Source organism: Salmonella sp. SAL04214, assembly GCF_046550615.1.
Taxonomy (GTDB): Bacteria; Pseudomonadota; Gammaproteobacteria; order Enterobacterales; family Enterobacteriaceae; genus Salmonella; species Salmonella enterica.
Window position 1 is genome coordinate 250,583 of the sequence record NZ_JBGDXT010000003.1, and the last position, 14,133, is coordinate 264,715.

Genomic DNA, 14,133 nt, shown 5'->3' on the forward strand with positions numbered 1-14,133 from the left:
ATATTGTCAACTGTATACATCATGCAGCCAGGTCCGTTAAGAAGTGACGGGCTCAACTGAAATTCAGGCGCTGCTGCGTCCTGATGATGGTACGTTTCAAGTGGTTTCGTGGAGTGAACCGGGACTGGTGTAAAATGATATTCGGCACACCCTTTTTGCTCTTTTATTGGTGATATAAAATAACGTATCAGTATTTTATTATCTAATAAGATAGTGCAGAGTGTTTAATTATCGTTGGGTAAGATCATTTTACCGTATACTATTTAAAATTTTCTTGTTTATTCTGGTGGTCGTATTGAATTAAAAATAGCCTGTATCATATGTACAGTTCAGACAAATTATTTGCGATGAGAATTGCTACCTGATATCTACACCTTATGAAGCATACCATAATTCTGGCTGGAGAACGTAATGCGTATAACAGTAAGTGATATATCAACCAGAGAATCACAGCAGACGGTACAGATACAAGCTATCAGAAGTTGGGATACCATACCGTACCTTTCAATGTTGGATGGACTTTATCAGGACGATATCTTTCATGAGCAAGTGTCTAATTTACCAGGAGAATATATTAAGCTGGATGAGATGGCCAAAGATGAAGAAAAGAACAGATTAAATATTTACGACTTCTTCTTTGAGCCAACACATGAAATTATATATGAAGATATTAAGTCAACATTGGATTTTTATTATTCAAATAGCGCAACCTTCCGTAGGCTGGTTAATTATAAAGTAGAGCGCAGTATCAATGACGATGTAGATACCAATAAATGCGAGGTAAAGATATCTCTAAATTACAGTTACGAAAATATTGATGGGGGGCGAGGATATTTATCGCTTCCATTTGATAAGAACGGCTATCCAATTCCCCCTGACTTTCACAACTGTGTGAATGGAATCACATCAGAAAAATTGTTGTTAGATCTATTTCTAAAACATATTTTGCACGATCATTTAAATGCAAACGGTGAAGTTACAAACGTTTACGCCAATGTTATTTATAAAGAGATTGATCCTGCTGCAATTGCACATACATCGTCGTGTTTTTCTCAGGTAACGATGAGTGGTGAACATGAGCTATTTAATGTAGATAGCGTAACTGTTCCACCTAAAAGTACTGAGCAAATTATATCTGAGGGAAAGGAAATTCAAAGGCAAATTTTCTTATCTTCCCATAGCAGCAATCATCTTCAGCCAGTAACCATTCATAAAATGGACAGGAGTATTAAAAACATTGCAGTAACTGGTTTGTTATTATCATCAAGATTAGCAGTAACATCTGGTGATTATAGGATAAAAAATGGTAATTCAGAAGGTGAGAATAATTTTTTACCCGTTAAAGAATTACAGAGATATGAAAGGGCTCTCCCGGAGGATCATCCTGCCCCAACTACGGAGCCTAACCTGGCAGGTAAGGTGTTAGATGGCCTATTTGAACACTTTACATCTATGGCGGGAGGACGCCTTATCTCAATACTCAAACTACTGGTAAAAGAACAAGAGGCAAATAGTTATAAAAGAGGCTATCATGAATTACTTGCGTTTTCTCAAACTGGGCAGTGGACGCATGATGGAAGAGCTATTGCCGCTGAATATATGTTCAAAGGTCTTTTAGTTCATTTAAGTGATCGTCTCATTGTTCTCGGTGAGGGAAGTTTCATTTCTGTTCTATCTTTTGTAAGAGAAAATATTCAACATCAATATAAAATATATGAGCTAATGGCGCGTGATATGCTGGTTCATCCTATGCATTTCAGTACTGAGCCTGAACCACTCATGATAGACAGGCCTTTATGGACAAGGGAAAGCCACTATGCGAAAGTCCTGTATGAAAAGTTTCCTGCTATTTCTGGTTCAAGCTTTGACGTTTTCTATGGTAAGGATGCTATTATTACAGCATTAGAAATAGTATCTTTCAATAGACAAGAAAGAGGAAAGAGCGCTTTTAATAAAAAAAGGATGAATCATCTTTTTAAGCTGATTCAATTAGTGATACACCATTTATCCAGCAATGGTGGTGATAGAGTATTGCTTAGCCCTGAAGGCATAAAAAATAATTTTATTATTATGCGTAATATTATTTTTTGGTGTGCAAATATAACGGGGCCAATTAATGATGAAAAAATAGACACAATAGCAAGAAAAATTGTGGTTAATAATAAATTTACCAAAGGTGTTAAATCAACACTTCCCAAAAGTAACGATCCTTTAATATTGTTAATGAAAGCTGCGATCAATAAACAGCTAGACTGGGCGGAGAAATATTATCGAGCAGAGACTCATATGAAGGAACATATGCAGGAGTGTGATATCTTAGGACTAATGGATATCAACAAAATGGTGCAAGAGGTCGTTGTTGGGCTTATTCACGAGATCAGTGATATTGCGCAAAGCAGTTGGCTGACATTAGAAGAACAACATGAGAGACAGGCTCAGGCTCTCGAATCGTTCAAGGAGAAGCTTTCCTCCATGAATGGCGGGCAAGAATTCGTTTATGCATTTAATAAGATTATTCAGGAGGGGTTGGGAGGATTAATTGAGCTGAGCTTTGATCTTGATGATACTATACATCATCGCACAACCTCCTCATTAAGTCCGGCTGCAAGGGCAGGACTTCACCTCTTAGGAACGGTCTGGAATATTGTAATGGGTCTTGTCCCTGGTTTTAACGCTCTGGCTGGTACCAGCAGTATTCTTAACCGGGCTGTTGTGGAAAACTCTGCGGATGTGTGCGGTTACGTACAGGATATTATACGTATCGGTATGGAGGCTGTTCCTGTTGCTGGAGCGAAGTTCACAGAAAGAGCGGCAAATGCAAAGTATACGGGCCTCCGATTTGTTGAAAATAAAATACAAAGAGGTGTAGTACGAGCGCCGATTCAAAAGGGGAGTAATTATAAAACTATAGAGTCAATAGAAAATACAGATTTTATTTATCAAAAAAGTAATCAGAAAGTTCTTGAGTTAGGTCCAGCGGGAAACGATGGGCTCTATCGCGCTACCGGTTTTGATAAACAAACGTATGGTTATTACAAACCGTCAGGAGAAGGCTTTTACAGAAAGCAAGCCTCATATCCACCGCTGTCATCGGAAGCGCCTAATACGATAAAATATGGCGACAGAGAGCTCGTTTTAACTAAAGAACCCGGTTCAGAAACGTATCGGGCAACCTATTCGGATAGCGGAAAAGATTCAGCTATGACATTTTACCGATCTTCTGATGGAAGATTTTATCAGGCGTCAGGGCTGAAAGGTGGGGGGCTTATTCGCCATATTGATAAGCCTTATTCAGAGTTAAGAGAAGGAGACGCGGGTTATGATGAAGAGCTTCTGGATATTACGGATGATTCCCCCTTACTGGAAGATATACTGGCCTCTCTGTCAGAAGATTTATACCCTACATCAGAAGAAAATGTACAAAGTATTTATAAGAAATACCGGAGTGGGGATGCAGCAGCAGGGGAGACTGAAGTTGTATTATGCCGAGGTACAATAGGTCCGCAGGCTGAAAATATTGTTAGTTTTAAAACAGCAGGCGGTATTGAGGGGGGCGATGTAGAGGTATTGCCTGTCTCTGCTGAAATAGCCAAAGAGCAGGTTAGAAGTGGAAGAATCGTACCTGAATATACCACGGAACTTAGTGTTGCAGACAGGTTCAGCAGGGAGCATTTTCTTATTATCGTTAAGGTAAAAGTCAGATATCTTACACGAGGTAGTGTCAGCGAAAGCGGCTGGGTTATGCCAAAAAACACACCAGTGGACCCTGTTGGTATAATTGACAGGACATATGGTAAAGCAGAAAATACGGGGCAGGCAAACGCTTCTAAGTAATCATAAATCCTGAACAAGTTTATTGTTTTTATCTCTTGTGTATGAAAGATTGCTTTTATACTTTAAATAATTCGACTTGCAGGAAGGCGGCAAGCGAGCGGATCCCCAGGAGCTTACTCAAGTAAGTGACTGGGGTAAGGGAACGCAGCCGCAGCACATGCAACTTGAAGTATGTTATGGCGAGATACGCAACGGGTCAAAAGCGTCTTTATTCTGTCATCCGTATTAATTAAGATGTCATCACGACCCGAAAAATATCGGAACGAAGGGATGTATGACTAAAGAAGCTGTAATCTTTCTATTTATCGCCATCGTGGTAGAAGTTATCGCCACGATCTCATTAAAATTATCGGATAGTTTTACGCGTCTGGTACCGAGCATCGTTACCATCATCGGATATTGTATCGCGTTCTGGTGCCTTACCATCCCAATGCGAACCATCCCTGCGGGTATCATTTATGCCATTTGGTCTGGGGTAGGGATTGTTCTTATTGGATTGATAGGATGGTTGTTTCTTGGCCAAAAACTGGATGTGCCGGCTATTATTGGCATGTTGCTTATCATCTGCGGTGTAATCGTAATCAATCTGTTTTCAAAAAGCGTCAGTCACTAGGCGATGATGATGGTTGATTTGAGCCCGCACTCTCTTATGCGGGCTCGAGTATTTAGCGCACCACCAGTACGGAGCATTCCGCATGACGCACAACGGCTGCGGCGTTGGAACCCAACAGATAGGTAGTAATATCCGGACGATGCGAGGCGATAATCACCATATCGGCCGGTAATTTTTTTGCCATTTCCAGAATCTTATCTTTAGGAGAGCCTTCTGCCACGTGCGCCTGCACGCGGTCCGCGGGAAGGTTGAATTTCTTGATAATCGCTTCCAGTTGAGATTTGGCTTCGGCTTTCAAATCGTCCATTGCGGGGAGCTCTGCTGAATAAGCCAGTCCCAGTGAAGCGTAATAGGGCAAAGACGGGATTACAGTCAAAAAGTGCACTTTAGCGTCGTCAATCTTTGCTTCGGCTTCAACATGAGAAATCACGCGTTGAGTTAATTCTGAATCTGAAATATCGATGGGTACAAGAATCGTTCTGTTCATAAAACCTCCTGTTTAAGTATCCACTGAAATTCTACTCCCTAAAGGCACTTTATGTACAATGACATACGTCACATTTTAGGTGCTGCTCCACGATACTCTGCGGGGACTACCAACAGGGGAGGACGGCGTAATATTAAGCGCATTCCCCGTAAATAATCAGCGAGTTGACGTTAAAACGTTATTTCTGCCTTGTCAGGAAAGACCTAAAAAGAGATGTTACCGTTTAATTCAATAATTAATGAAATAATTCGCAGTGAAATAGATATAATTTATACGAATGCTTTTGGGAGTATTATACGAAATAAAAATTATACAATATCATTCGGTTACGATATTCTACGCCTGTTATATGCCTTTATTGTCACATATTCATTTTGTCGCTGGGCCATTGCGTTAACCTTTGCTTTCCAGCGTATAAATTGACAAGCCCGAACGGATGTTCGGGCTTTTTTTGTTTCCAGGCTAATCCTTAGAATATTTTTTAATCTGCGCCGGATTTTTCCGCTTTTCCTGCCAGCAAGGCAAGAAAGTCATAGCGTTTTTGCAAATCCAATGCGGCATCTCGCCATAATTGTTCAGCTACTTCAGGCTGTTGCGCATTCAGGCGACGGAAACGCTGTTCATTAAGCAACGTTTCCGCCAGGGCATCAGACGGTGGCCGAGAGTCCAGCGCCAGCGGCGGCTTGCCTTCATCCGCACGGCGGGGATCAAAGCGGTATAACGGCCAGAAACCGGTCGCCGTTAACTGGCGCATCTGGTCATGGCTTAGCGCCAGATCGTAGCCATGTTCCTCACAGGGGCTATAGGCAATGATCAGCGACGGCCCTGGCCAGGCTTCGGCCTCCTGGATGGCTTTCACCGTCTGGTTTAACTGCGCGCCCAGCGAAATTTGCGCGACATAAACATGACCATACATCATCATGCTGACGCCAAGATCTTTACGGGCTTTACGCTTGCCATGTTCGCCAAACTTAGTGACGGCGCCAAGCGGCGTCGCCTTCGACGCCTGGCCGCCAGTATTGGAATAACACTGCGTATCCAGAACCAGAATATTGACATTCTCCGTCAGGCTTAACACATGGTCTAAACCGCCAAAGCCGATGTCGTATGCCCAACCATCGCCGCCAATCAGCCAGATTGATTTTTCTACCAGCGCATCAGCATCCTTTAACAGTTCCTCTGCGCCCGCAACCGATTTCAGATGTTGGCGTAATGCGGCGACCTGCTCACGCCGAACGTCAGGCGTTGCTTCGGCATGCAGCGCATCGTTTAATTCCGCCGGGATGCGATCGGCGAATTGCGCCAGTAAACGCATGACGCGCGCCCGGTGCTGATCCACGCTCAGACGGAAACCGAGGCCAAATTCCGCGTTATCTTCAAATAACGAATTCGCCCATGCCGGGCCGCGTCCGTGGGCATCGGTGGTATAAGGCGTTGAGGGTAAGTTACCGCCGTAAATAGAGGAACACCCCGTGGCGTTAGCGATTAACATTCTGTCGCCATATAACTGAGTCAGCAGTTTAATATACGGCGTTTCACCGCAGCCGGAACAGGCGCCGGAATATTCAAACAGCGGCGTAATGAGCTGCGATGTGCGGATATCAATTCGTTCCAGTTTGCTGCGATCGATTTCCGGTAAGTCGAGGAAGAAGTCATAATTCACTTTCTCTTCTTCCACATGCTCAAGGCGCGACATCATGTTAATCGCCTTGATCTGTGGATTTTGCCGATCTTTAGCCGGGCAGACCTCTACGCATAAATTACAGCCAGTACAGTCTTCCGGCGCGACCTGCAGCACATATTTCTGGCCGCGCATATCGCGGGACTTCACGTCCAGCGAATGCAGACTGGCTGGCGCGTTCTCCATCGCCTGCGGGGAAACGACTTTCGCACGAATTGCCGAGTGAGGGCAGGCGGCGACGCAGTGATTACATTGTGTACACAGTTCCTCTTTCCAGACAGGAATCTCTTCGGCGATATTGCGCTTTTCCCAGCGGGTGGTGCCCATTGGCCATGTTCCGTCCGGCGGCAGGGCGGAAACAGGCAGTGCGTCGCCGAGGCCCGCCAACATGGCGGCGGTAACGGTTTTCACGAAATCCGGCGCGGCGTCGGAGACGACCGGCGGGCGATGCGCGCTGTGCGGATTAACCGCCTGCAACGGCACTTCCGCCAGCGATTCCTGCGCCAGAGCCAATGCCTGCCAGTTACGCTCAACCAGATCCTGACCTTTGCTGCTATAGCTTTTGGCAATCGCGCCCTGCAGCTCAACCAGGGCGCTATCGCCCGGAAGAATATGCGTCAGGTGGAAGAAAGCCATTTGCATGACGGTATTGATGCGGGCGCCAAGTCCACATTCGCGGGCGATTTTCGCCGCGTTAACCACGTAAAAACGCGCCTTTTTCTGATTCAATACCGCCTGAACTTCTTGCGGCAGACGCGACCAGACCTCGTCGGCGCTGTACGGCGTATTAAGCAGAAAGATACCGCCGGGCTTCAGACGCTCCGCCATCTGATATTTATCGATAAACTGTAATTGATGGCAGCCGACAAAATCCGCCTGAGCAATTAAGTAAGCGGAACGAATGGGTTTTTCGCTGACGCGCAGGTGCGATACCGTGAGCCCGCCAGCTTTTTTAGAGTCATAAACGAAATAACCTTGCGCATACCACGGCGTAGAATTACCGATAATTTTAATATTATTTTTCGTGGCGGATACGCTGCCGTCGCTTCCCAGACCGTAAAATAACGCTTCCAGTTTAGCGCTGCCGGGCAGGGTATTTTCCGGTAATGGCAGCGAGAGATTAGTGACGTCATCATAAATGCCCACCGTAAACCGTGGCTTGGGTTTCGCACGGCTGAGTTCATTAAAGACCGCCAGTACACACGCCGGGCCGAACTCTTTGGATGATAGTCCATAACGGCCGCCAATGGTGCGCGGCAACGTTTCGCGCTCGCCATTATTAAAGGCTTCCGCCAGTGCGGTCATCACGTCCAGATAAAGCGGCTCGGCCTGCGCGCCAGGCTCTTTGGTGCGATCCAGCACGGCGATAGCGCGAACGGTTTCCGGTAATGCCTGTAACAAATGTTTGGCGGAGAAGGGGCGGAACAGACGGACTTTCAGAACGCCGACCTTTTCTCCGCGTATCAGTAGCTCGTCCACAACCTCTTCGCAGGTGCCGAGGGCGGAGCCCATCATAATGATGACGCGTTCAGCCTGGGGATGGCCATAATATTCAAATGGCTGGTACTGACGGCCCGTAGCGTCGCCAAATGCCTTCATCGCCTCTTCAACATGATCATAAACGGCGTTGTACCACGGGTTGGTCGCTTCGCGAGACTGGAAGTAGGTGTCCGGATTCGCTGAAGTTCCACGAATCACCGGATGTTCCGGATTCAGCGCGCGGGCGCGGTGAGCGTCGATCTCCGCCTGCGGCATCAGGTTCAGAATGGTTTCATCCGTTAGCGGTATAATTTTGTTGATTTCATGCGATGTACGGAAGCCATCAAAAAAATGAATAAACGGAACGCGGCTTTTCAGCGTAGCCCTGTGCGCGATCAGCGCAAAATCCTGCGCTTCCTGAACGCTGGCGGCGCATAACATCGCGCAGCCTGTCTGGCGGACCGCCATCACATCGGAATGGTCGCCAAAAATAGAAAGCGCGTGTGTGGCGACGGTGCGCGCGGCAACGTGCAGTACAAACGGCGTGAGCTGCCCCGCCAGTTTATACAGCGTTGGAATCATCAGCAGCAGCCCCTGCGATGATGTAAATGACGTGGAAAGCGAACCGGTTTGTAACGCACCGTGAACGGCGGCGATCGCGCCGCCTTCCGACTGCATCTCTACCACACGCGGCGTATCGCCCCAGACATTTTTAAGCCCATTACCGGCCCAGGCATCCGCTTGTTCAGCCATTGTTGAACTGGGCGTAATCGGGTAAATGGCGATAACCTCGCTGGTACGGAACGCCACCGACGCTACCGCGCCATTACCGTCAATTGTTTGCATATGACACCCTTACATTGCGCAAAAAAGAGGGACACGCATAATCGTGAGCGCATCCTGTAGTTATCCTTTTATTTTAGCAAAGCCCTTCAAGCCCCATTTTCGCTTTTGTGTCCCTGGCGGGAGGAGAATGGCGATTTCTTGCCGAAAAGACGTAAAAAATTGCCAATAAATGTTAATGAAGCGCATAAATGCGCGCTTTGCCTCTCGACGCGTCAGTTTCTGCTGCCTATTATTTAGGGCGGTGTCGTTTGGATGAATAAACAGAGGGGAGAGAAATGCGCGCAGCGTTTTGGGTGGGATGTGCCGCGTTATTATTGTCGGCTTGCAGTAGCGAGCCTGTTCAGCAGGCAACTGCGGCGCATGTTTCGCCAGGGATGAAAGCGGCGATGTCCAGCGCCGGCGAAGCGAATTGCGCTATGATTGGCGGTTCGCTTTCAGCGGCCCGGCAGCTTGATGGTTCAGTAATTGGTATGTGCGCGCTACCCAACGGCAAACGTTGTAGCGAACAGTCGCTTGCCGCCGGAAATTGCGGGAGTTACTAAGCGCGGCGTTTCGCCTGACGCGTATAACTTTTCACTTAATGGCTTAGTGCGCTAAATCCGCCAGTTTATACATTAGCGTTGTTTCTGCCGTCGCCAGCGTTAATTGGTTCGCGGTTAAATCGACCTGCGCGCCTTTGCTGAAGAGCTCGCTGAGGGTGCCGTCCAGCGCATTAAGCTGCGGATCGGCGCACATCATTCGGGTCATCGCTAAATTTTTCACTTTTAATTCGCCGTCAGACAGTTTTCCTTCGCCGGTGAATTGATTGCACATTTTGCCGGATACCGTCATGTCCTCGCCAAAGCTGAGCTCCGGGCCGGTGACCGTTTTACCGTTTACGCTTTCCAGAACAAAGCGGTGGTGCTCCAGTTGCTCGCGTTTGACGGACACTTTTCCACTGCTCACACACCCTGTCATTATGATGCTCAGGGCGACCAGCGTGACGATTTTCTTCATTGATATTCTCTGTAATCTGATAGTTAACACTGACTATAGTAATGATATGACCGGATAGATCTTCAGGGGTTATCCGAAAATGCTCCCCTGAGCGCAGGGGAGCGACAGGATTAGAACAGCGCGTTCGGGCAGGCTTCGCCCTTCTCAAGCTGGCTTAAGTTTTGTAACGTGGTTTCAGAGATGCTGATCAGCGCTTCTGCGGTCAGGAATGCCTGGTGCCCCGTAAACAGTACGTTATGGCAGGCCGACAGACGGCGGAAAACATCATCCTGGATAACATCGTTTGACTTGTCTTCAAAGAACAGGTCGCGTTCGTTTTCATACACATCCATCCCCAGCGAGCCGATTTTCTGATTCTTCAGAGCTTCGATAGCCGCCTGGGAATCAATCAGCGCGCCACGACTGGTATTAATGACCATAACGCCATTTTTCATTTGATCGAATGCCGCATGGTTCAGTAAATGGTAGTTTTCCGGCGTGAGCGGGCAGTGCAGAGAAATGACATCCGATTCGGCAAACAACGTTTGCAGATCCACATACTCGACGCCGAGGTCAAGTGCGGCGGTGCTGGGATAGGGATCAAACGCCAGTAAACGCATTCCGAAGCCTTTCAGGATACGCAGCGCGGCGACGCCGATTTTACCGGTACCAATGACGCCAGCGGTTTTTCCGTGCATGGTAAAGCCGGTCAGTCCCTCAAGGGAAAAGTTAGCGTCACGGGTGCGTTGATAAGCGCGGTGAATACGGCGGTTCAATGTCATCATCATGCCAATCGCATGTTCAGCGACGGCTTCCGGAGAATAAGCCGGTACGCGCACCACCTGCAAACCGAGCTCTTTAGCGGCATCCAGGTCGACATTATTAAATCCGGCGCAACGCAGCGCGATGTATTTCACGCCGTGTTTTTTCAGCTCTTCCAGTACCGGTCGGCTCCCGTCGTCATTCACGAAGATACAAACTGCTTCACATCCGTTGGCGGTTTTCGCCGTTTTCTCGGTTAGCAGAAAATCAAAAAACTCCAGTTCAAAACCGAACGCTTCGTTCACTTGCTGTAGATATTTCTTGTCATACTGTTTGGTACTATAGACGGCGAGTTTCATATGACCTTCTCCAGTGATGTTAGAATCACACAAATATGCTTAAAATTATCTTACAAAAAATCAAAAATAATTGATAGTCATACATATAATGAATAATTTTAGGTTATCATTCTCCACAACGCCTCAAATAGCCGGAGGGCGCCCCTGCAACACGCAAAACGCATCACCCGCTTGCAACATGAACTATTAGGCTATGTACGGGCAATCATGCCAAAATAAAGAGATAGCCGACTGAATTTTTCGTTAAATCAGGAAATTAATGGCCCATGAAGGGTAAATATAAAGCCGCCCTTGCGCTACTGTTACTGCTGATTCTTGTCCCTCTGACGCTACTGATGACCCTCGGGCTGTGGGTTCCCACTCTGGCGGGAATTTGGCTACCCGTCGGTACCCGTATCGCTCTGGAACAAAGTCCACGCCTGACACGTCATGGGTTAGTGATTCCCGATCTTCGCTATCTGGTCAATGATTGTTCGTTAGCGCATATTACCCAGGCGGAACTGACGCATCCCAGCCGTTGGTTGCTGAATATTAAAAGCCTCAAACTGGATGCCGCGTGCCTGGCGAAACTGCCCGCTACGGAAGCTTCTCCCGCCGCGCCGCGTACGCTGGCGCAGTGGCAGTCAATGCTGCCCAATACCTGGATTAACATCGATAATGTCATTCTCGCGCCCTGGCCGGAATGGCAGGGCAAGCTGGCGATCTCCATGACGCCGGTCATTCAGCAGATACGTTATCAGGGCGAAAAAGTAAAATTTCAAGGGCAGCTACGCGGTCAGGCATTGACGGTGAGCCAACTGGAGATCGCCGCGCTGGCCAACCAGCCTCCCATTAGCCTGGCGGGGGAATTTGTGTTGCCGCTGGTACCGGATGGCCTGCCGGTCAGCGGTCATGCGGCAGCGACCTTGCGTCTGCCGCAGGAACCGTCGCTGGTGGATGCGGAACTGGAGTGGCGTGATAACGCCGGACAGCTCATCGTGATGGCGCGAGGTAATCCTGATCCGATTCTCGATCTCCCCTGGGCGGTAACGCGTCAGCGGCTTACCATCAGCGATGGCCGCTGGAACTGGCCATATCAGGGATTCCCCTTGAGCGGACGTCTGGCTTTTAATATCGATAACTGGCAAGCCGGGCCGGATAATGCGCAAGTCAGCGGACGCCTGAATATTCTGACCCAGGGCGATGCCGGTAAAGCGAACGCTGTGCTGACTATCGGCCCGGGAAAACTCAGCATGGATAGCAGTGAGATGCCTCTACAGCTTACCGGCGAGGCTAAACAGAAGGATTTAATCTTTTATGCCGTATTGCCCGCTATGTTCCGCGGCAGTCTGGCCGATCCGCAGCTCACCTTTGCACCTGGCGCATTGCTACGCTCGCGCGGACGGGTGATTGATGCGTTAGATATTGATGAAATTCGTTGGCCGCTGGCGGGCGTTAAGGTGACGCCGCGCGGCGTTGATGGCCGATTACAGGCTATTTTACGGGCGCACGAAAATGAGATGGGCGATTTCGTTCTTCATCTTGATGGCCTGGCGAATGATTTTCTCCCTGATGCTGGTCGCTGGCGGTGGCGCTATTGGGGGCAAGGAAGCTTTACGCCAATGCGCGCCCGCTGGGATATTGCCGGACAGGGCGAATGGCATGATAACACCATCAGGTTGACCAGTTTGTCCACCGGTTTTGATCAGTTGCACTATGGCGCAATGACCGTCACATCGCCAAGACTGGCGCTGAATAAACCTATTGTCTGGGTTCGCGACGCCACAACGCCGTCGCTACAGGGCGCGCTGTCTCTGGAGGCGGGAAAAACCGTATTTACCAGCGGGAGCGTGCTGCCGCCTTCTACCATTAATTTTAGCGTTGAAGGGCGCGAGCCAACCCTGTTCCAGTTTAAAGGCGACCTTCGGGCGGGGGCGATAGGGCCGGTACGGCTGAATGGACGCTGGGATGGCGAACGCCTTCGCGGACAGGCCTGGTGGCCGAAGCAGTCGCTTATCGTTTTCCAGCCGTTGCTTCCACCAGACTGGAAAATGACGCTGCGCGAAGGCTCACTGTATGCGCAGGTGGCTTTTTCCGCCGCACAGGGGCAGGGGTTTGAAGCGGGTGGACACGGCGTGTTAAAAGGCGGTAGCGCCTGGATGCCGGATAACAAAATCAACGGCGTCGATTTCATTCTGCCATTTCGCTTCCACAACGGCGCGTGGCAATTAGGGACGCGCGGGCCCGTCTCGCTGCGTATTGCCGGGATAGTCAATCAGGTCACGGCGAAAAATATTACCGCTGATTTACAGGGCGGTTATCCCTGGAGCGAGTCGAATCCATTACTGTTAAGCGATGTCAGCGTAGACGTGCTGGGCGGTCAAATCATTATGAAACAGTTGCGAATGCCGCAGCACGACCCGGCGCTTTTGCGGGTGCAAAATATTTCATCCAGCGAATTGATTAGCGCCATAAATCCAAAGCAATTCGCCATGTCTGGTCCGGTTAGCGGCGCGCTGCCGCTGTGGCTGAACAATGAAAAATGGATAATCAAAGATGGCTGGCTTACGAATCCTGGGCCAATGACGTTGCGTATCGATAAAGATACTGCGGATGCGGTGGTGAAGGATAATGTCACGGCAGGCTCGGCGATCAACTGGCTACGTTATATGGAGATTACGCATTCGTGGACGAAAATTAACGTTGATAACCTGGGCGTACTAACGATGCAGGCGGCTATTACCGGCAAAAGCCGGGTAGATGGTAAAACCGCGATCGTTAACTTGAACTATACCCATGAAGAAAATGTGTTTACGCTGTGGCGCAGTTTGCGTTTTGGCGACAATTTACAGGCATGGCTTGAACAAAATACAGCGTTGCCGCAACCTCCTTGCCGGAAAGACAAGGACTGTGAGGATAAATAATGAAAATGAGTATTGCCATGCTGTCAGCGCTTGCGTCATTTATCGTGGTGGGCTGCACGCCACGTATTGAAGTCGCCGCGCCGGAACAGCCGATTACCATCAACATGAATGTAAAGATCGAGCATGAAATACATATCAAAGTCGATAAAGATGTTGAAGAACTCCTGAAATCACGCAGCGATCTATTCTGAGGC

General features: G+C 48.5%; 10 protein-coding genes. 5 read left to right on the plus strand and 5 right to left on the minus strand.

What is annotated here, in order from left to right:
- The first annotated feature begins 411 nt into the window (after positions 1-411).
- Together ACLJQD_RS07015 and ACLJQD_RS07020 are read left to right on the plus strand one after the other, a co-directional pair.
- A complete protein-coding gene (locus tag ACLJQD_RS07015; protein ID WP_017441307.1) occupies positions 412-3,834 on the plus strand; it encodes a DUF4765 family protein in 3,423 nt (1,140 codons plus the stop codon).
- 274 nt (positions 3,835-4,108) lie between these two features.
- The gene (locus tag ACLJQD_RS07020; RefSeq protein ID WP_000159237.1) at positions 4,109-4,447 is read left to right on the plus strand and encodes an SMR family transporter; all 339 of its coding nucleotides are present in this window, start codon (positions 4,109-4,111) and stop codon (positions 4,445-4,447) included.
- A 52-nt stretch (positions 4,448-4,499) separates the two neighbouring features.
- Here the strand turns inward: ACLJQD_RS07020 and uspF are convergent, their stop codons facing one another.
- The 3 genes from uspF to ACLJQD_RS07035 form a co-directional block, all read right to left on the minus strand.
- Positions 4,500-4,934, minus strand: coding sequence for a universal stress protein UspF (gene uspF, locus ACLJQD_RS07025; RefSeq protein ID WP_001082296.1), 435 nt, complete (start codon positions 4,932-4,934; stop codon positions 4,500-4,502).
- 481 nt (positions 4,935-5,415) lie between these two features.
- Positions 5,416-8,940 (minus strand): pyruvate:ferredoxin (flavodoxin) oxidoreductase, encoded by a 3,525-nt coding sequence (gene nifJ / locus ACLJQD_RS07030; RefSeq protein ID WP_017441308.1) that lies wholly within the window; start codon positions 8,938-8,940, stop codon positions 5,416-5,418.
- A 60-nt stretch (positions 8,941-9,000) separates the two neighbouring features.
- Positions 9,001-9,312 carry a hypothetical protein gene (locus tag ACLJQD_RS07035; protein WP_031606601.1) on the minus strand — a complete coding sequence of 104 codons (312 nt, stop codon included), beginning with the start codon at positions 9,310-9,312 and terminating at the stop codon, positions 9,001-9,003.
- Between ACLJQD_RS07035 and ACLJQD_RS07040 the strand changes: the two genes are divergently transcribed.
- A complete protein-coding gene (locus tag ACLJQD_RS07040) occupies positions 9,216-9,482 on the plus strand; it encodes a DUF333 domain-containing protein (RefSeq protein ID WP_001200679.1) in 267 nt (88 codons plus the stop codon). The genes ACLJQD_RS07035 and ACLJQD_RS07040 overlap by 97 nt on opposite strands.
- A 43-nt stretch (positions 9,483-9,525) precedes the next feature.
- Here ACLJQD_RS07040 and hslJ read toward each other — a convergent pair whose 3' ends face one another.
- Together hslJ and ldhA are read right to left on the minus strand one after the other, a co-directional pair.
- On the minus strand, positions 9,526-9,936 hold the full coding sequence (gene hslJ, locus ACLJQD_RS07045; RefSeq protein WP_000725242.1) for a heat shock protein HslJ: 411 nt from the start codon (positions 9,934-9,936) through the stop codon (positions 9,526-9,528).
- A gap of 110 nt (positions 9,937-10,046) precedes the next feature.
- Entirely contained in the window at positions 10,047-11,036 is a 990-nt protein-coding gene (gene ldhA / locus ACLJQD_RS07050; protein ID WP_000762206.1) for a D-lactate dehydrogenase, read from the minus strand.
- A gap of 266 nt (positions 11,037-11,302) precedes the next feature.
- Here ldhA and ACLJQD_RS07055 point away from each other — a divergent pair, with 266 nt between their 5' ends.
- Together ACLJQD_RS07055 and ACLJQD_RS07060 are read left to right on the plus strand one after the other, a co-directional pair.
- Positions 11,303-13,939, plus strand: a complete 2,637-nt coding sequence (locus tag ACLJQD_RS07055; RefSeq protein ID WP_017441309.1) for a YdbH family protein — start codon at positions 11,303-11,305, stop codon at positions 13,937-13,939.
- The gene (locus ACLJQD_RS07060) at positions 13,939-14,130 is read left to right on the plus strand and encodes a YnbE family lipoprotein (protein ID WP_000784063.1); all 192 of its coding nucleotides are present in this window, start codon (positions 13,939-13,941) and stop codon (positions 14,128-14,130) included. The genes ACLJQD_RS07055 and ACLJQD_RS07060 overlap by 1 nt, the downstream gene beginning before the upstream one ends.
- The last annotated feature ends 3 nt before the right edge of the window (positions 14,131-14,133 follow it).